Here is a 17,453-nt window from a genome sequence, read left to right as displayed (position 1 = left end):
GTCTCAACCGGGGCGGAAGCACTCAAGGTACTCGGGGAAGAGAAGTTCGACGGCATGGTGCTGGATTTGCTGCTTCCTGATATGACAGGATTTGAATTAATGGATGAGATTAGTCACCATTCCCGAATCCGTCGTATCCCGATCATTGTATACACTGGCAAACTGCTGGATGCGAAGGAAGAGACGGAACTGAAAAAGCGCGCACAGAGCATCATTATTAAGGATGTGAAGTCTCCTGAACGTCTGCTGCAAGAAACGATGATTCTCTTGAAGCGTTCGGAAGAAGTTCAGCCAAGCGATGAAAAAGAAAGCCAGGGGCCAAGTGACATGCTGCTGTCAGGCAAGCGGGTACTGCTCGTCGATGATGATGTGCGCAATGTATTTGCGCTATCAAGCGTGCTAGAACAGTATGAAATGAATATCGTGTATGCTGAAAATGGACGCGAAGCACTTGAAGCATTGGATGGGGAAGAGAATTTCGACCTCATTCTCATGGATATGATGATGCCGGAAATGGATGGCTATGAAGCGATGCGCCGCATTCGCGAACAGCCTCGATTCGAGAAGCTGCCGATCATAGCACTGACGGCGAAGGCGATGAAAGAAGATCGCAATAAGTGCATTGAGGCAGGAGCGTCAGATTATGTCAGCAAGCCATTTCAGACGGAACAACTGCTTTCATTGATGCGAGTATGGTTATATAAATAACAAGTAAGCAATATGTTGACATGATGAATGAAGGAGCAAGGATAAGATATGAACGGGAACGGGCTCGGTTTACATGATGAGAGAAGAAGGCCCAAGGATTCGGACCGAGAACGCATTGAGATTGAATTGCTGTTAGAAGGGGTTTATCGAGTTTATGGGTATGATTTCCGGGACTATGCGTATCCTTCGCTCAAACGGCGAATTTGGCATCAAGTGCATGAGGAAAAGGTAGACACGATTTCCGAGCTGCAGGGCCGAATACTCTATAACCGGGATTGCTTGCAGCGTTTTGTCCGCAGCCTGTCGATCCCCGTTACTGAAATGTTCCGAGATCCCTCCATGTTCTTGGCATTTCGTCAACAGGTCGTTCCTATGCTGCGTACGTATCCGTATATTCGGATATGGCATGCAGGTTGCTCGACAGGAGAGGAAGTATACTCCATGGCGATACTGCTTCATGAGGAAGGGCTGTATGAGAAGACCAGGCTATATGCAACCGATATGAATCCGCTATCGCTGCAGAAAGCCAAAGAAGGCGTATGCCCGATGGACAAAATGCGCACATACACCAAAAATTATTTGGAGGCGGGCGGGACAAGCTCTTTCTCCGAATATTATACGGCTTCTGGAGAGGGCGTTGTCATCCATCCTTACTTGCGTAAAAATGTAATTTTTGCTGAACATAACCTGGCAACGGATCGATCCTTCAATGAGTTTAACGTCATCCTATGCCGCAATGTAATGATTTATTTTAATGAGCCGCTGCGCAACCGGGTTCATGATCTTTTCTATGAGAGCTTGGCGCCACTAGGTGTGCTTATTGTCGGAGGCAAGGAATCCTTGCATTTTACAGGGAGAGAATCTCAATACGAGGAGATTGATCGTAACGAGAAGATTTATCGTAAAATACGATAGGAGGCACAATTGTGAACACCTTGGAACCAATCAATATTTTGCTCGTTGACGATAGGCGCGAGAATTTACTTGCACTCGAGGCCGTGTTGTCCGAGGAAAGCTATCGCTTGGTCAAGGCTACTTCAGGCGAGGAAGCTTTGCGCCACTTGATGAAAGAAGAATTCGCCGTTATTGTGCTGGATGTTCAAATGCCAGGCATGGATGGGATCGAGACGGCCAAATGGATTAAGGCTCGCGAGAAGACGAAGAATATTCCGATAATATTCGTATCCGCGAACTATAAGGAAACCGAGCATTTATTTGCTGGATACTCAGCGGGCGGGGTTGACTATATGGTCAAGCCATTCGTCCCTCATATTTTGAAGTCGAAGATTCATAGCTTCGTTGGTATATTTCTGGCACAGAAGCGACTGCAGGCGCAGAAGATGCTTCTACATCAGAAGACGAAGGAACTTGAGCGCATGAATAGTGAGCTTGCAGCTGCTAAGGAAGCAGCGGAACGCGCGGCACTTGCTAGAACACAGTTTTTAGCAATGATGAGCCATGAGATCCGAACGCCGATGAACGGGGTGCTCGGAATGGTTGATCTGCTGCTCGACACTGAGCTGACGGGTGAGCAATCGAACTATGCGGAGTTGATCCGCAAGAGTGCCGATACACTGATCAGGACGATTAATAATATTCTTGATTTCACCAAGATGGAATCAGGTAAGTTGGAATTAGAAGAATTTCCGTTCGATACGAACTCGCTCATTACAGAAGTCTATGAGCTGTTCATGGTCGAGGCGAATAAGCGGGATCTGACCTTGTCGTATTCAATGGATGAGGATGTGCCAGCGTTATTGTATGGAGATATGCTGCGCGTTAGACAGATCCTTATTAATCTCGTAGGAAATGCAGTCAAATTTACGAATCGTGGGAATGTCAGCATTTATGTGTCCATCATCGAAACGAAGCGCACCGGGGAAGGCGATAAGTTCCATGTTCAGTTCGATGTTCGAGATACAGGAATCGGTATTCCGGTCGATAAGATGGAAGGGCTGTTCCAGCCATTCGCACAGCTTGACTCTTCTATGAACCGCAAGTATGGCGGAAGTGGATTGGGGCTTGCCATTTGCAAGTCGCTTGTCCAATTGATGGACGGGGATATTCGTGCCATACCGGTACCAGAAGGGGCCTTATTTATATTTGACGTATGGTTGAAGGAATGCGGCGAGTAGCCGCCGCATTCTTTTCCTATTGTTTCGATTTAGATGAAGAAGGTTATTTACCAATAAAGTACATTTAACAAGTTACCTATGTATAGGAGAGGAACATGATGAACGGAAAAAAGTTTGCAGTTAAGACGGTACAGCAAGAGGGACAAGTAATTGTCCAGACTTGTGGAGACTTGGATTTGGCAGCAGCGAAAGAGTTTCGTTCCACGATGGAACCGATTGTGAACGATGCGAACACAGAGCTTACCTTAGACCTAAAAGAGCTGACGTATATTGATAGCACAGGGATTGGAATCTTGATCTCGATATTGAAGATGCGTCATGAGCAGAAGTCAGCTTTCCGTATTGTAAATGTACCGACACATGTCCAAAAACTATTTGATATGACAGGTATTTCGAAATTTCTGACCCCACAAGCCTAACAAATGAACGATGAAAGGGACTGAATCAGGATTATGGAGCACGCAAGAGAATGGAAGCGCGTTAAGTTATCATTGCCGGCACAAGCCGAATATGTGGAGTTGGCACGGTTGACTTTGTATGGTATCGCAAGTCGGATCGGATTCTCCTATGAGGAGATAGAAGATATGAAGGTAGCGATTTCGGAAGCTTGCAATAATGCGGTGCTGTATGCATATGATTCGCAGGACGGAGTCGTTGAAGTACTGTTTGAGGTTGCTGAGGATGAGATTGGGATCATTGTACAGGATGAGGGAGCGAGCTTTGATGCAGCAAGCAAGATCAGTGGGGTGGAAGGCTTGCATGACAAGCAGCTTGAAGATATTCAGGCCGGTGGTCTTGGATTTTATTTAATGCAGGCGTTGATGGATGAGGTTGAAGTGATGAGCGTCGATGGTCACGGCACCGTTGTGAAGATGAAGAAGCGCCTGCAGCAAAGCGGGGAACTTCTATGAGTGCTGTCCCTCAACAACATTCATCCGAGGAAGCAACACGGCTCATACATGAATATCAAGCTACAAACGATAATGAGATTGCAACGATCCTCATTCAGAGATACGATCCCATGGTCAAGATGGCCGCAGGTAAGATTTCACGCAACCGTCCGGACTTGTATGAAGATTTGATGCAGGTCGGCAATATGGCATTGATCCGCTTATTGAAGCAATTCGATAGTTCGTTAGGTGTTCCGTTCGAAGCTTATGCGATGAAAAGTATGATTGGGCATATGAAGAACTTCTTGCGGGACAAGTCATGGTATATACAAGTTCCACGCCGGATTAAGGAAAAAGGTGCGCTCGTACAGCAGACCATTGATGAGCTGACAATGAAGCTTGAGCGATCGCCTAATGTGAATGAGATTGCGGAGAAGTTGGAATTGTCCGTCGAAGAAACTGTCGAAGTTCTAGCCGGTCGAGAGTGCTATCATTACGTCTCCTTAGATACCCCATTATCGCAGGATGAGAGTGCTGCGACATTGGGAGAGCTGATTCGCTCTGAAGCCGACGATTATGAATCGGTGGAACGCAAGATGGATCTGATGGAGGCTATGAAGGAACTCAAGCCGGAAGAACAAAATGTATTGGCACTTATATTTAATGAGGGATTATCACAGCGTTCGGCTGCGGATCGTCTCGGCATTTCCCAAATGAGCGTATCGCGCATCCAGCGACGGGCAACGGAGAAACTTAAGAATATATTGACATCGAATAATTCTTCGTAGAAAAAATGAAGATGCTAGTCTGTATAGACAGCATCTTCATTTTGTGCCTGCTATGATATATGGATGCAATTCTCATGAAAGATTAGACACCGTTCACTATTCCTTCTTCAACTCGTCCGCAATTTCCTCTGCTACGTCTGCAGATGCTTCCTTCAACTGATTTGCAGTGTTGGTTGTTGCTTCCTTTACGGTTGCAGCGAACTCCTTAGACGCTTCTTTCACGCTGCTAACGACTGCACCCGCTTTTGATCCAACTGTTTTTACGGTTTCTGCTGTGCGGGATCCGAGATCCGTTGCTAGTTCTTTTGTTTTGCCACCTACTTGCTGTGCCTTATCGCTTATATCTGAGCGCAGCTCGCGCCCGGATTTCGGTGCAAGCAGCAGAGCTGCCGCCGCTCCTATCGCGCCCCCGATGAGAAGTCCCTTTACAAATGTGTTGCAATCCATTTTTGTGTTATTACATTCTGTGTTTTGACTCATACTAACCTCTCCTTTTGTGTGTAGTCGAATGTCTTACTAGAGGATTACACAATTTTAGGAGGTTTGAAACAGAGGCCCCCCATTATTTGCACCTATCGAGCGCTTCTCTTGCGGTCTCTCAGCCACTGCATCGCCATGATGGTAAACAGAAGCCAGATTGCACCTGCTGTGTATCCGCCCAGCACATCGGTTACGTAATGAACACCCAAATAAATGCGGCTAAGCCCAATGCATACAATAAGTAATGCCGTAAGCACAAGCACATATCCGGCAGGCTTACCCTGTTCCTTCAAGTGAACCCATATTAAATATCCAATCATGCCGAAGAAGGCAGTACTAACCATGGAGTGACCACTTGGAAAGCTGTAGCCATGTTCAACGACCCAGTGTTCCCAGTCTGGTCTTGCCCGCTGGAAGCAGATCTTCAGGCCTTCATTGACAAGGGCGCCTCCTAGTGAGACAGTCAGCAGGCTCATTGCGTCCCATCTACGCTTGTATACAAAGGCAAGGAGTACAATAAGTATGCCAGCCAACGGTACAACGACACGGCTAGATCCGATATGGGTGATCCATGTGACGACAGTTGTTAAGGTAGGGGAAGCTGCTTGGCGAACCGTATCCGTTACGTAGCGATCGAAGTCAGTCGTTTGATTCAGAAGAACACTTCTAGTGATAAAAAAGAAAACGATAGCCAAGATAAGTGTCGCGGCAGCTCCCCCCAGAAGATTTAGTGCGAACTTGCGTTTTGCTTCTGGCGTAACGCCCCGATATTGTTGTTTCACAGTTGTCAACACTTCTCCTTTAGGTGTATGTTTACATTACAGGATGTCCGATGATGATTCTTGAAGCACGAATTATGGACAAAAGGTAAATATGTAATATCAATAACATATTTCCATGCTTTGTTGCAACTGGAAGAAATGAAAGGGAGACGAACATGAATGAACGTCTAGTGGAGGAAACACGTAACGGCTGGCTGGAGTGCGAGCATCGCGGTGCAATCTGTGGTGTCGATCGCCATCTGCAGCCTCAATATGCGCTTGGAGATATACATTCACCGATGTTCCTGCGTTCGGCAGGCAAGCCACTGCAAGCGATCCCTGTTGTTCGCAGTGGGACACTTGAGCATTATGGGCTGCAAACTCGAGATTTAGCGTTGATGACAGCGTCTCATCGAGGAGAATCCGTTCATATTGATACGATGGAACACATTATGCAGTGTGCGGGACTTGAAGAGAATTATTTGATTTGCTCGCCCTCTTTTCCATTGAACGAAGAAGTGAAAGAGCAGTATTTGCGCGATGGAGGAGAACGCCGGAGAGCGTATCATAATTGTGCTGGCAAGCATTTCGGCGTCCTTGCATGGAGCCATATGATGGGCTGGGATCTGGCGACTTATGCGGAACCTGAACATCCCGCACAGCAAGAGATTACACGTACAATCGGCGAGATGGCAGGTGTTGCCCCGGAACAGATGCATGCAGGTACGGATGGCTGCGGCTTCCCTGTGTATGCACTTCCGCTTCAAGGACTCGCAACGGCGTATGTGAAGATCGCCTGCCCAGAGCTTATTAAGGATGAACCGACTCGCCAGGCTGCAGAGCGCATTCGCAATGCAATGCAGGAGCATCCATTATTAGTTGGCGGTACGAATCGGGTTGACTCGCTGTTGATGGAGGATAAGAACATCATAGCCAAGGGCGGCTTCAAAGGGATATTTGCCTTCGGACTTCGTCGTGAAGGTCTGGGCTTCGCCTTCAAGGTAGCGGATGGCTCAGATGAGGAATGGGCACATATTGTTGCATCAATTCTCGATCAGATTGGTTATGAGGAGAAGTCGACAATTGAGCGTATTCGTCACGTATTCCCAGGTACGATTCAGAACGACAATGGCCGTGTGGTCGGCGAACAGAAGACGGTATTTCAGCTTCAGGCATTGAAGTGAGCGGTATGACGCGCAATTTCGTTGTAGTATGACATCATAGAAGAGGTGAGCTAATGAATCCCATACTCTTAGAGGTTATCGGTACGACAGTGCAAGAGGTGAAGGAAGCAGCGCTGCATGGAGCAGATCGCATTGAACTGATTACTGCATTTTCAGAAGGGGGACTAACCCCTAGTCTCGGGCTCGTTGAAGAGGCTATAGCTTCCGTAAGTATTCCGGTTAATGTGATGGTACGGCCGCATAGCCGTTCATTCGTGTATGATGCGGATGATCGAGCAACAATTGTGCGCGATACTCGCTTGTTACGTGAAACTGGAGCTAATGCTATTGTTTTTGGCGCGCTTACACCGGAAGGGAAGGTAGACGTTGATCTGCTTGAGAGAGTGCTGGAGGCAGCCGGCGATTTGCCGCTGACCTTCCATCGTGCGATCGATAAGTCTGCCGACCTGCTTCAAGCCTTGGATGTTCTGCTTGCTTACCCACAGGTGACTACTGTACTGACATCGGGCGGTCAGCCAAGCGCTCTGCAAGGCCTTGCGTGTATCCAGTCCATGGTGCGGCAGGCTGCTGGCTCGAATCTGGGGATTTTGGCTGGCAGTGGCCTGACCGCGGAGACGGTAGTTGATTTCGCAAGGGAAGCAGGAGTGAAGCAGGTTCATTTTGGATCGAATGTACGCATAGGCGGTCATGCCCTAGCACCAATTGACCCTGAACGTCTGCGGGCTTTACGGTCGTCGCTCAATACAATTACGTTATAAATAAAAATAGCTCCCGAGCCGCTTTGCTTATGCACTGTGCGCTAGGAGCTATTTTTCGTTTGGTCTGCAACTGGTGATGCGATACGACAAAGTGTTAGGAACGGCGTAATTTGCCGAGCTCAGAGACAATCGCCTCTACTTCACTGATGCTGAAAGCAGGCTTGCTCATAATGATATCGTAAATATCCTTGATGTCGTCATATTGCTCTACGGAGAACGCAGAGGACTGCATCGCTGCTGCCGTAGCCATCTTTAATTTATCCTTGATCACATCAATCATCATTTCTACATTGGCTTGCGTTCTTTCATTGGAAACCATGGTTCTCCTCCTTAGACGCTATTGCGATAACGTCCTATTCAACATGTCCGTATTGTATCACGAAAGCAGTGGAAACAAAACGATATCCTCGCGTAATTCAAAGTTCGTCTCTGAGGGCATTTCTTATGCTTCCTTCCTTATTGTGCATTGCTTGGCATCAATGGAATTGTACAGTAGAATGTGAATCATGTAGCAGAATGAATTATGAAGCAGAATGATTTTTGAAGTAGGATTGATCAAGAAGTACAAAGAACAGAAGGAGCTCTCCGCCCATGCAAGTCAACGGCAATATGAATAAGGTATACGAACAGTGCGGCCAGAGAACGCGCTGCACGATAGATCGTCTCCAAGATTGGTTGCGGCAAGTCGCAGACAAGCATCAAGGTCAGGACGTTATGTTCGTCTGCATCGGTACCGACCGATCCACAGGAGATGCGCTTGGACCCTTGGTTGGCACCCGACTTGCGCAGCGTGGATTGCAGGTGGTAGGGACGATGGAAGAGCCATGTGATGCCACGAATTTGCAATCCCGGTTATCTGCGCTGCGGGATAATGTTGTGACGGTTGCAATCGATGCTTGCCTCGGACATCCAGGCTCCGTGGGACAATATCTGGTCAGCCACTCCTCCTTACAGCCAGCAGAATCGGTCGGCTTAGCTATGCCGGCAGTGGGTCAATACAGCATTGCTTGTGTCGTGAATGTGAATGGCCCGAAGCCGTATTGGACATTGCAGACGACTTCCTTGCATCACGTCATGAAGATGGCGGACGAAATAGCGGCTGCTATCATCGAATCATTTCTTCCCGAGCCAAGCATAAATACCGAATAACCTCCATACAAATGATGTCGTGGGCCAAAAAAAGATGGAGCCGGATCGCCCTCCGCCTCCATCATTCGGGTTCATACAGATGTGCGTGTTAAGCTGTACCGATCCGTTCTCGGGGAACGGATCATTTTTACTTTCCCGGTCCGTCAGCTTGATGATGAGCTGAACTAACCCGAGAATAAATGCACTCGTGGCAAAGAAAAGTTCGAACCCTTGCATATTGTTCACCCCCCCTCTATTCGAAATCGCAGATCACTGGTACGGGTAATGCTTGGAGTTGGCTGCTGATTCAGGCATTTATGGGTAGTGTAATATACTATATATGTATGGATGTTTTTGGAATGAAAGAATGCTTTGGACAAGCTTTTTTGAAAATTTTGTGTAATGGTAATTAAAGGTGCATATTTCGGCAGGTTCTGCATAAAATGAAGGCTTGCGAATTTGAGAACGTACCAGAAGGAGAGAGGGATGAGCGATGACAAGAATACAGGTGGATGCTAACTTTACGATGAATGTAGAACAGCAAGGACAAGGCCCTGCTGTCATATTGCTTCATGGCTATTGTGGAAGTTCGAAATATTGGGAAGCGATAATGCCGATGCTGGCGCAGAACTATCGCGTCATTGCTCCAGATTTGCGAGGTCATGGCAAGTCAGATTCACCAGTAGGCGCATATACCATTGAACAAATGGCTGACGATGTGCTTGCGCTTGCCGATAAGCTCGAACTATCGCAATTTGTACTGCTTGGTCACTCCCTTGGTGGATATATTGCGCTGTCGTTCGCTCAGCGCTATAGCAGCCGCTTGCAAGGGTTCGGGCTGATCCATTCTACGAGCTTGCCGGATACCGAAGAGGGCAAGCAGAATCGCTTGGCCGTTGTCGAGAAGCTGCAATCGCAAGGTATCGTTCCTGTTGTGGACGGATTAATCCCGAAGCTGTTCGCGCCACAGCATCTTGAAGAGCATGCCTTGCAGGTGAGCAGGGCGAAGGAGATTGGATATTGCACACCGCCGCAAGGAGCTGCTGGAGCAGCGCTTGCAATGAGAGAGCGACCTGATCGGACTTCGGTATTGCAAGCAACTGAGTTACCCGTGCTGTTAGTAGCGGGAGAGCACGATCAGATTGTGACAGCAGATAAAGCCTTTACGGCGAGCGGGGACAATGTTTCGCAGGTTACAATAGACAAGGCGGGTCATATGAGTATGATGGAGACGCCAGCGTCACTTGCGGATGAACTGCTCACCTATTTAGCCAATATATTTCAATAAGAGGCATTAGAGGTGTTCAGATGTATTGAGGGACATAGATACTATGGATGCACCGCGTTTAGGGGAACTTCACTTGAGGAAGCTCCCCTTTTTCGCTATACTTGACTTACTTTTTGGATGTCTGAATCCGAATATTATGTACAAGAAGCGAGGCTTTGACATGAATGAGGCGTTTAAAGCACTTGCAGATCCGACCAGGCGACAGATTATAACCTTGTTGAAGGATAAGGATATGACGGCAGGAGACATCGCCGATCACTTTAATATGACGAAGCCAAGCATCTCTCATCATCTGAATGGGTTGAAGCAAGCGAAGCTCATTCTTGATGAGCGGCGAGGCCAGCATATATGGTACTCACTCAATACAACCGTATTGCAGGAGGCTCTCGGCTGGTTTCTTGATATCATTTCATACCAGGGTATGCGAGGGAGGGATGATTAATGAAACTACTGGATCACAGTCTAGAGAGAAGGGCATTTCATGTATTGTTTGTGTACAATGTGATTGTAGCTGGACTGATGTGGCTGGCATATCCGAAGCTTCCAGAGAGGATTGTATCCCATTTCAACTACTATGGCGCTCCTGACGGGACAATGGAGAAGACGATAGTATTTATCATCTTCTCTGCTATCTTAATACTGATCCCCATATGTATGCCGTTCGTTCGACGTGCAGATCCGCAGCAGCACAATTACAAGAAATTCGAATCCACATACATACGGTTCGGCTGGGCTTTGTCTGTGTTCCTGCAAGCTATATTCGGCGTCGTGATCGGCTATCATCTAATTAACGGGTTTCCGGTGCAATCTTTGATTTTAACTGCGCTCGGATTGTTGTGGATGTTCCTTGGCAACATGTTTGGACGTGTGCGGTTCAACTATTTTTCGGTATCCGTACGCCGTGGACGCTTGCAGACGAACAAGTATGGCGCAAAACGCATCGTCTGGCCGGCAAGGTGTGGCTTATATCGGGTTTATTAGCATGTGCTGGAGCTTGGCTGCTGCCCCTCCACTGGGGTGGATATATCGGTTTACTTGTAATAGCGGTATCGGTCTTTGTCCCAATGATTTATTCCTACCTTGTCTTTCAATCTAAAATACGGCCGAGGTGATGGTGATGCACCAACGTGATTATTTACTCCGGTTAATTGAAGAGATGACTCGTATGTTTGGTCAAGCGCTTGGACTAAAGGAAAAGAAGAAGCGTGAGCAACTGATTGTCGAGTGGGATGAATTGTTGCAGCGCCGTTTCCGGATTAGCGGGGAGCTTGCTGACAAGCTTCCGGCAGAGGACATCATACGACTGTTTCGGACGGGAGAGCGGCTGCATGCAGATGAGATTCAAGCATTGGCGATTGTTCTGTATGAGCGGGCTAAGTTGGAATGGGAACGAAGCAGGCATGATAATGAGTCGTCGCCATTTGCCGCTTCGGAAGTGCCGCGATATGGTGAGAGCATGATGGGAACTGACAATGACGAGACAATATATATTCTACGATTGATGAAGTCGTACGAGCTTTTGCTGGAAGCGACCTCGCAAGGTAGTGATCGGAGGCTGCTTCCGGTTCAAGACTCGATGGAAGCGATATATCAGGTAATCAAAGGCTATCATATTGATGATCGCTTGAGGGAGAAGATGTGGCGCTGGTTTGAGAAGGAGGGTCGTCTAGCTGAAGCAGAGGACTCTTTGTTCGAGTGGTTGAATAATGCAGAGCGGCATCATCCTGAGCAGGCGGCAAGGCGATGTACGCAGGCGATGAAGTTCTATGAGCGAATCGATGCAATGTCGGATGAGGTGCTACTAGAAGGCGGATTAAGTCGAGATGAGGTCATCTCGGGCAAGGAAGACGTAAGTAAGAGTACAGCATGGCAAATGGAACAGTAGGAGTTATAAGCAGATGGAACAATTAACAGAGTTAGTTGAACGAGTGATAACTGAACAGATCTTAAGCAGTGCAGTGCTTAGCCAACTGCGTCGCAAGCCTGAGGAGGGCTACACCAAGGTGCTGCTCAAGCCGGTGCAGTTGCGCGGGCAGATTCAGATCCAGTTCGAGTATCATTATGATAATAAGGTGACGCATGATAATGTCCCGTTAACAGAAGCGGCTGCAAAGGTGATGTCTTTATTCGAGAGTACATTCAAGCAGGGACTGTTGCGGACAACAGAGGGCGATTACCAAGTGTTGATCAGCAAGAAATTCAAGGTAACGATTCGCAAGCAAGCGGCAGTTGTGCGCAAGGTTGAAGTGTCACATAACCGCAAGAAGCAATATGTGTTGAACGAGGGAGTTCCGGTTCCATTCTTGGTTGAACTGGGCATCATGGGCAAGGAAGGAAATGTGATTGCAGCGAAATATGATAAGTTCCGCCAAATCAATCGCTTCCTCGAAATGGTGGCGGATGTGCTGCCGCATCTGCCGAGCAATCGTACGGTTCGCATTATTGATTTTGGCTGTGGCAAATCGTATTTGACGTTCGCACTGTATCATTTTCTGCATGTAGAATCCAAGCTTCCGGTTCACATTGTAGGGTTGGACTTGAAGCGGGACGTCATCGAACGGTGCGAGGCGCTTGCTAGGCGCCTTGACTATGACGGACTCTCCTTCCAAATGGGGGATATCGCCCAATATGAAGGTGCCGATGAGGTCGATATGGTGGTGACGCTGCACGCTTGTGATACTGCGACAGATGCGGCGCTAAATAAGGCTGTACGGTGGGGAGCCCAAGTTATCTTGTCGGTTCCATGCTGCCAGCATGAATTGAATCGTCAGGTGGAGCAGAGCGTGCTGGAGCCCTTGTTGAGACATGGCATATTGAAGGAACGCTTCAGTGCGCTGGCGACGGATGGACTGCGGGCAAAGCTGCTTGATTGTGTAGGATATCGTACACAATTGCTCGAATTCATTGATATAGAGCATACACCCAAGAATATTTTGATTCGTGCGGTTCGCGGTGAAGAACCTGCTGGGCAGGTAGAGAAGGCTGACCCGCAAATGTGGAAAGAGTATGAGACGTTCAGACAGTTTTTGAATGCAGATCCGTATTTGGAGCATGCCCTGGAGGATTTGCTGGAAGCTCGCGGCTGCAAGCGTACAGTATAAGTATCTAAGGCTAGAACCCTCTCCGTTGTGTAGAGGGTTCTTTTTGATGTGAAGGAAGATAGGCAGGCTCATAAATTGGCTTGGTTCTTAGTTATGATCCAACGAATATGGGCAACTTTCGTTCCATCTCATAATGTAGGCCCTGCTCCTTCTTTAGTGAGCTACATACATGAACTCCTTGGTCGAGCCACTCTATGCAGCAGTATGCTTCTCTTCAAATTTCCTCCTTTCTAGACGATATATAAAGGAAGGTAGTATGGAACAGGAACAGGAACTAGAACAGTAACAAATCAATGCCCATCAAAGGAATCTAGAGCCGCATGGTTATAGAACAGGGCAAAGTGAGTTTGTTGCAATAGAACAAGCAGGACGCCTACGTCTGGCTCGATCTTCATACAGCAAGAGCAAGATTAACGTGGATAGTGAAACGAAGCAGAGCAAGGGGCTAAACTGCGAACGAAGAACCTAGGAGGTTGAACGGTCAATGACGGGAGCTTATGTAACGGATGCTCCAGAGCATTTGTTAATGTCGCTTTTGCACAGTCGTACAGTGCTTGAGGGCGACAACTGCATTGCAACGGGAGTATTGTCTTATGTAGAAGGAGATGTCATGGAGGTAGAACTGCCAGAATTCGAGCGGTTTGAACTTGGAGAGGCGCTGAAGGTGACCATATATTCGCCGGTAGGCATATTTAATTTCCATACTCAGGCTGTGGCACGGCATGAAGGATCGTTGCTGCTTATTCATCCACCGCATCAACAGCGTAAATTTACAGATCAACGCTTATTTCCGCGAATAGAGGTGCGCAAACATGGATATGTATTGCCTCCACGACCAGCGGAAGGAATGGCAATTACGCCGACGCCAATACCGATTCATATCGAAGATATTAGTTTGAATGGGATCGGTTTTAACATTAAGGGGAACTCTTCATTCGTGGAAGGAAGCGAATTAGAGGCTGAATTGCAGCTTGGATTTGCTGTTCCTTGCCGCTTAACGATTGCTCGTATGGCGAGTCGGGAAGACGATATCTTCTATGGAGCCAAGCTTCAGGTAACCAGTGATCCTGCACAACGTTCCCTGCGTGCATTTATTATGCGGGAACAGATTAAATCACATATTGATCGCAAATCAAAAAATTCAATAACAGCTCGGCCATAACATGCTAAAATAGCAATGTACTTCACAATTAGCATAGAAAAGAAATGGTAGGAGAGAAAGGGAGGGAGGGAGCAGCTTGAAGCGTGCTTCTCGTCATGTAAGGAACTTATTAATCGGATGTCTTGGCATCGTGCTCCTATTAAGCGCCTTACCAACATCGACGTCAGCAGCTGGGCTAAATAATCGATACCCGACTAAGGTATTTGAGGTATTCACAGACGTTGCAATGAATCAAGAAGGGCGTCAGAAGATTAAGCCCGAGTTAATCCAGCCATCTGTTACGAATGTTACGTATCAGGAAGTGGTGAACATTGATCCTGCAATTGCCGAAGTAAAGGTAGATTTACCGAATGAAGAATACGTGGTGACGCCGCATAGTCCAGGATCGACCACGGTCGAGTTCAAATGGACCCAAGGGGATGGAACGGTACTTCATCATAAGTTTGTCGTTGCGGTAGTCGATCCATCACAGGGAAATAGTATTCCTCGGATTAGGGAGCCTGAACAGGAAAGTTATGTGCAGCTGGGGTCTTCTGAAATCAATGATTTCCAATATATATTTGAGAATGTAGATTGGAGATCCAACTTACCGGTACCTTATAACGAGCTTCGCTCTGGAAATGGATTCAATAATATAACACCTGTTAATCAGAAAAGATATATTTTCAGCGCTGTGGCTCAGAACGCAGTGGATACTAGATGGGTATTCAAAGTAACAATAAAAGATACGAACGGTAAAGATATGTCCGCTACATACTATAAGGACTATAAAATCAATCGATCGCCCAGCCTGATAAATAAATTCGATCGAACGCTGCATTTGATTCCTGGCGGTGAAGCCAGTATCAAGCTGTCACGGAATTTTGAGGATTTAGACAACGATGAATTATTCTATACTGCAGTCTCGGCAAACGGCCTGGTCTCATGCGAGATTAATGGGGATAACCTGTTGTTGCGTGCGAGAGCCGATTCCGCAGAGGGCATTGAGGAAATCACGATTACTGCGGATGATCAACGACAAGGTATTCCTGCGCATGGAACATTAAGCATGTACATCAGCAAGCCGCGCGAAGTTGGCATTGCCGGTACCTATCCAGAAGTAGACAATGGCTTTGAAGTGATGCCAGCTGGCTCCGGTGAGTATTACATGGTTCCATTTGAACAGTATCTACCTTCCTATGCAGAGCTCGAACAGAAGGTTGCATCAGGTAATGCTCGTAAGGGAGAACTTACAAGTGGGGGTAGCCTTACATTCATCATTGATCAACAAAAGGGCCAATCTAAAGGATTAGATGAAGGACAGTATGGTCTCTATCTGTTCGATGGAACGACGGTCAAGCTGGAGAGAGCGATTGAATTGTCCGGCAAAGAGAAAGTCATTCGTGAATTGAAGGAGCTGGCTGCTGCAAGAGGCGAATCATCCTATCAGATTGTGGACGCCCAGCAATGGCTGTTCACGAAGGGTGACAATAATTTCGTTCGCGCTAAGATCGTGATGGCGCTTCTTGCAGAATAACAAGCAGTATCGTCAGAAGGTCAACCTAAGGGTTGGCCTTCTTTTTGATTGTCCATCATAATAAATATAGAATTGGTAGAATCGGGAAAGAAGGGGGAGTACAGATGAAGGTGGATTTACAACAAGATGGGCATGGCAATTTTGTTGTTTTGTTTGTTGGAATCGGGATAATCTTCGCTGTGCTTCTTGTTGCATTATGGAAGCAGGGGCTGTTCTATGATCGCGATGTGGGAATGCTATCCATCCTGCTCTGCGCAGCTTCTGTATGTATGCTTGCCGCATGGAGATGGGATGCAGTCCTTCCATTGCCGCTCTTGTATCCGCTTCTCCTGCTCATCGGATATCTCAGTAACTGGGTGTTAGGGCCTGCAACCGTATATGGCACACAGATGCAAATCCTAAGAACGGCGATGCTGCAAGCTTGGATTATACTGCTCGCCATTATGCTGCACAGAGGGGGTAAACAGGCTAAGCGGCTCATTACAGGTTCAATCATGTTAGTCGGATTCCTAATCAGTGGCAGCGCTCTTGGCATGCTCTATGGATGGATACCAAATGAATCAGGTGTGATGGTGAGTCAGAATTCAGAATTGTCGGCGTTTGGATTTCGATTAGGTGGGGTTGTCCAATACCCGAATACGCTTGGTGCACTTGCCGGGGCATTTGCGTTACTGCACTTGAACGACGCAGCCTGTGCGGCGGCTAAAGCTCGAAGCCAACGGAGTGTAAGTGTTCATGTACGGGTTGTCTCTACCAAATGGCTGCTTGCGGCTGTGCCGATTGCCCCCCATTTGGTCGTCCTTGGTCTTACCGAATCAAGGGGATCCTGGATCGTGTTCGGTATTGTATCGCTGGTTGGTATCTGGAGCGCTCGCGGGTATCGTGCGGAGTACGTGACGACGTTTTTGTGGTTCGGAGCATGGTCTTTCCTAGCGGCCGCATGGAGTGCCTCGATGTGGCAGAGTGGGGATGGGTGGCTGCCGATGCCTGTTTGGTTGGCGTGGATCGGTTCAATAGTACTGTTCAGCGGATTAATGCTGCGTCTGTCTAAGAACCGTTGGCTACGAAATGGGTTGATTCTCATCATACTTCCAACGCTAATGATAGCAGGCATCCACTTGCTGCCTATAGGGGCAAGCAGTCGGATTACGGATCATTATGCTACTGCAGGAGCGCGAACATTGTTCTATAAGGATGCAATTACGCTGTGGAAGGAACATCCTTGGTTCGGCGCAGGCGGTGATTCATGGCGGCAGCAGTTCGCACGCATACAGAGCGAGCCGTATGTTGGCAAGGAAGTGCACAGCAGCGTGCTGGATATGCTGCTTGATGTAGGGCTGGTATTTACAATGCCTGCAATAGGGTTAGTATTAGCAGCGTTGCTGCTCGCATGGCGTCGGCATGCCGGATTCGGATTGGCCGCAGCGATGCTGCTTGCACATAGTCTGATTGATTTCGATATGTCCTATGGGCTAGTGACGTTGCTGCTCGCAGTGCTGCTAACGCTGGGTATGTATGATGAGAGCCTCAACCATGGCTCTCCAAGGATGCGCT

The 17,453-nt window shown here is 47.6% G+C and carries 21 protein-coding genes and 1 pseudogene; 18 read left to right on the top strand and 4 right to left on the bottom strand.

The window, feature by feature from the left end; all coding sequences use genetic code 11:
• The 6 genes and pseudogenes from AZ66_RS17350 to AZ66_RS17325 form a co-directional block, all read left to right on the top strand.
• Positions 1-708 (top strand): response regulator (locus AZ66_RS17350; protein ID WP_044355973.1); only part of this gene is annotated, 708 nt, incomplete at its 5' end.
• 48 nt (positions 709-756) lie between these two features.
• The gene (locus AZ66_RS17345; protein ID WP_044355972.1) at positions 757-1,623 is read left to right on the top strand and encodes a CheR family methyltransferase; all 867 of its coding nucleotides are present in this window, start codon (positions 757-759) and stop codon (positions 1,621-1,623) included.
• An 11-nt stretch (positions 1,624-1,634) separates the two neighbouring features.
• Positions 1,635-2,777 (top strand): annotated as a pseudogene (locus AZ66_RS17340) (response regulator); the annotation flags it as partial.
• A 164-nt stretch (positions 2,778-2,941) separates the two neighbouring features.
• On the top strand, positions 2,942-3,262 hold the full coding sequence (locus tag AZ66_RS17335) for an STAS domain-containing protein (RefSeq protein WP_021255301.1): 321 nt from the start codon (positions 2,942-2,944) through the stop codon (positions 3,260-3,262).
• Positions 3,263-3,295: 33 nt separating this feature from the next.
• Entirely contained in the window at positions 3,296-3,754 is a 459-nt protein-coding gene (rsbW, locus tag AZ66_RS17330; protein WP_044355969.1) for an anti-sigma B factor RsbW, read from the top strand.
• The gene (locus AZ66_RS17325) at positions 3,751-4,521 is read left to right on the top strand and encodes a sigma-70 family RNA polymerase sigma factor (RefSeq protein WP_028532007.1); all 771 of its coding nucleotides are present in this window, start codon (positions 3,751-3,753) and stop codon (positions 4,519-4,521) included. The genes rsbW and AZ66_RS17325 overlap by 4 nt, the downstream gene beginning before the upstream one ends.
• 96 nt (positions 4,522-4,617) lie before the next feature.
• Here AZ66_RS17325 and AZ66_RS17320 read toward each other — a convergent pair whose 3' ends face one another.
• Positions 4,618-5,001 (bottom strand): YtxH domain-containing protein, encoded by a 384-nt coding sequence (locus AZ66_RS17320; RefSeq protein ID WP_044355968.1) that lies wholly within the window; start codon positions 4,999-5,001, stop codon positions 4,618-4,620.
• A gap of 92 nt (positions 5,002-5,093) precedes the next feature.
• The gene (locus AZ66_RS17315; protein WP_231586919.1) at positions 5,094-5,783 is read right to left on the bottom strand and encodes a phosphatase PAP2 family protein; all 690 of its coding nucleotides are present in this window, start codon (positions 5,781-5,783) and stop codon (positions 5,094-5,096) included.
• A 155-nt stretch (positions 5,784-5,938) separates the two neighbouring features.
• On the opposite strand from AZ66_RS17315, the gene AZ66_RS17310 reads away from it, so the two are divergent.
• Together AZ66_RS17310 and AZ66_RS17305 are read left to right on the top strand one after the other, a co-directional pair.
• Positions 5,939-6,946 carry an asparaginase gene (locus tag AZ66_RS17310; RefSeq protein WP_021261586.1) on the top strand — a complete coding sequence of 336 codons (1,008 nt, stop codon included), beginning with the start codon at positions 5,939-5,941 and terminating at the stop codon, positions 6,944-6,946.
• Positions 6,947-6,999: 53 nt separating this feature from the next.
• On the top strand, positions 7,000-7,704 hold the full coding sequence (locus AZ66_RS17305) for a copper homeostasis protein CutC (RefSeq protein WP_021261585.1): 705 nt from the start codon (positions 7,000-7,002) through the stop codon (positions 7,702-7,704).
• 94 nt (positions 7,705-7,798) lie between these two features.
• On the opposite strand, the gene AZ66_RS17300 is transcribed toward AZ66_RS17305, so the two are convergent.
• Positions 7,799-8,023, bottom strand: a complete 225-nt coding sequence (locus tag AZ66_RS17300; protein WP_021255294.1) for a DUF1128 family protein — start codon at positions 8,021-8,023, stop codon at positions 7,799-7,801.
• Between the two features lie 272 nt (positions 8,024-8,295).
• On the opposite strand from AZ66_RS17300, the gene yyaC reads away from it, so the two are divergent.
• Positions 8,296-8,853, top strand: a complete 558-nt coding sequence (gene yyaC / locus AZ66_RS17295) for a spore protease YyaC (RefSeq protein ID WP_052648582.1) — start codon at positions 8,296-8,298, stop codon at positions 8,851-8,853.
• Here yyaC and AZ66_RS17290 read toward each other — a convergent pair.
• Positions 8,818-9,069: a hypothetical protein gene (locus tag AZ66_RS17290; protein WP_044355966.1), complete on the bottom strand. Its 252-nt coding sequence runs from the start codon at positions 9,067-9,069 to the stop codon at positions 8,818-8,820. The genes yyaC and AZ66_RS17290 overlap by 36 nt on opposite strands.
• A 256-nt stretch (positions 9,070-9,325) precedes the next feature.
• On the opposite strand from AZ66_RS17290, the gene AZ66_RS17285 reads away from it, so the two are divergent.
• The 9 genes from AZ66_RS17285 to AZ66_RS17250 all read left to right on the top strand — a co-directional run.
• Positions 9,326-10,120, top strand: a complete 795-nt coding sequence (locus AZ66_RS17285) for an alpha/beta fold hydrolase (protein ID WP_044355965.1) — start codon at positions 9,326-9,328, stop codon at positions 10,118-10,120.
• A 160-nt stretch (positions 10,121-10,280) separates the two neighbouring features.
• Positions 10,281-10,562: an autorepressor SdpR family transcription factor gene (locus tag AZ66_RS17280; protein ID WP_021261582.1), complete on the top strand. Its 282-nt coding sequence runs from the start codon at positions 10,281-10,283 to the stop codon at positions 10,560-10,562.
• A complete protein-coding gene (locus tag AZ66_RS17275; protein ID WP_052648580.1) occupies positions 10,562-11,101 on the top strand; it encodes a DUF1648 domain-containing protein in 540 nt (179 codons plus the stop codon). Before AZ66_RS17280 ends, AZ66_RS17275 begins: the two co-directional genes overlap by 1 nt.
• Positions 11,011-11,232, top strand: a complete 222-nt coding sequence (locus AZ66_RS33820) for an SdpI family protein (protein ID WP_442950304.1) — start codon at positions 11,011-11,013, stop codon at positions 11,230-11,232. Before AZ66_RS17275 ends, AZ66_RS33820 begins: the two co-directional genes overlap by 91 nt.
• Before the next feature lie 5 nt (positions 11,233-11,237).
• Positions 11,238-12,005: a DUF6483 family protein gene (locus tag AZ66_RS17270; protein ID WP_036620930.1), complete on the top strand. Its 768-nt coding sequence runs from the start codon at positions 11,238-11,240 to the stop codon at positions 12,003-12,005.
• A 13-nt stretch (positions 12,006-12,018) separates the two neighbouring features.
• A complete protein-coding gene (locus tag AZ66_RS17265) occupies positions 12,019-13,221 on the top strand; it encodes a class I SAM-dependent methyltransferase (RefSeq protein WP_044355963.1) in 1,203 nt (400 codons plus the stop codon).
• 484 nt (positions 13,222-13,705) lie between these two features.
• A complete protein-coding gene (locus AZ66_RS17260) occupies positions 13,706-14,383 on the top strand; it encodes a PilZ domain-containing protein (RefSeq protein WP_021261578.1) in 678 nt (225 codons plus the stop codon).
• A 76-nt stretch (positions 14,384-14,459) separates the two neighbouring features.
• A complete protein-coding gene (locus tag AZ66_RS17255) occupies positions 14,460-15,899 on the top strand; it encodes a hypothetical protein (protein ID WP_044355962.1) in 1,440 nt (479 codons plus the stop codon).
• A gap of 104 nt (positions 15,900-16,003) precedes the next feature.
• Positions 16,004-17,453, top strand: a 1,450-nt coding sequence (locus tag AZ66_RS17250) for an O-antigen ligase family protein (protein ID WP_052648578.1), incomplete at its 3' end; no start/stop codon positions are given.

Source organism: Paenibacillus sp. E194, assembly GCF_000935845.1.
Lineage (GTDB): Bacteria > Bacillota > Bacilli > Paenibacillales > Paenibacillaceae > Paenibacillus_B > Paenibacillus_B alvei_B.
Note: the sequence above shows the minus strand (reverse complement) of the source record. Positions and strands in the feature narration are given on the sequence as shown.

Bases quoted from the DNA above. Each gene is read 5' to 3' on its own strand.
- AZ66_RS17260 (WP_021261578.1), top strand. From the start codon at position 13,706: ATGACGGGAGCTTATGTAACGGATGCTCCAGAGCATTTGTTAATGTCG.
- AZ66_RS17270 (WP_036620930.1), top strand. From the start codon at position 11,238: ATGCACCAACGTGATTATTTACTCCGGTTAATTGAAGAGATGACTCGT.
- rsbW (WP_044355969.1), top strand. From the start codon at position 3,296: ATGGAGCACGCAAGAGAATGGAAGCGCGTTAAGTTATCATTGCCGGCA.
- AZ66_RS17335 (WP_021255301.1), top strand. From the start codon at position 2,942: ATGAACGGAAAAAAGTTTGCAGTTAAGACGGTACAGCAAGAGGGACAA.
- AZ66_RS17300 (WP_021255294.1), bottom strand. From the start codon at position 8,023: ATGGTTTCCAATGAAAGAACGCAAGCCAATGTAGAAATGATGATTGAT.
- AZ66_RS17290 (WP_044355966.1), bottom strand. From the start codon at position 9,069: ATGCAAGGGTTCGAACTTTTCTTTGCCACGAGTGCATTTATTCTCGGG.
- AZ66_RS17280 (WP_021261582.1), top strand. From the start codon at position 10,281: ATGAATGAGGCGTTTAAAGCACTTGCAGATCCGACCAGGCGACAGATT.
- AZ66_RS17305 (WP_021261585.1), top strand. From the start codon at position 7,000: ATGAATCCCATACTCTTAGAGGTTATCGGTACGACAGTGCAAGAGGTG.
- yyaC (WP_052648582.1), top strand. From the start codon at position 8,296: ATGCAAGTCAACGGCAATATGAATAAGGTATACGAACAGTGCGGCCAG.
- AZ66_RS17285 (WP_044355965.1), top strand. From the start codon at position 9,326: ATGACAAGAATACAGGTGGATGCTAACTTTACGATGAATGTAGAACAG.
- AZ66_RS17345 (WP_044355972.1), top strand. From the start codon at position 757: ATGAACGGGAACGGGCTCGGTTTACATGATGAGAGAAGAAGGCCCAAG.
- AZ66_RS17320 (WP_044355968.1), bottom strand. From the start codon at position 5,001: ATGAGTCAAAACACAGAATGTAATAACACAAAAATGGATTGCAACACA.
- AZ66_RS17265 (WP_044355963.1), top strand. From the start codon at position 12,019: ATGGAACAATTAACAGAGTTAGTTGAACGAGTGATAACTGAACAGATC.
- AZ66_RS17310 (WP_021261586.1), top strand. From the start codon at position 5,939: ATGAATGAACGTCTAGTGGAGGAAACACGTAACGGCTGGCTGGAGTGC.
- AZ66_RS17275 (WP_052648580.1), top strand. From the start codon at position 10,562: ATGAAACTACTGGATCACAGTCTAGAGAGAAGGGCATTTCATGTATTG.
- AZ66_RS17325 (WP_028532007.1), top strand. From the start codon at position 3,751: ATGAGTGCTGTCCCTCAACAACATTCATCCGAGGAAGCAACACGGCTC.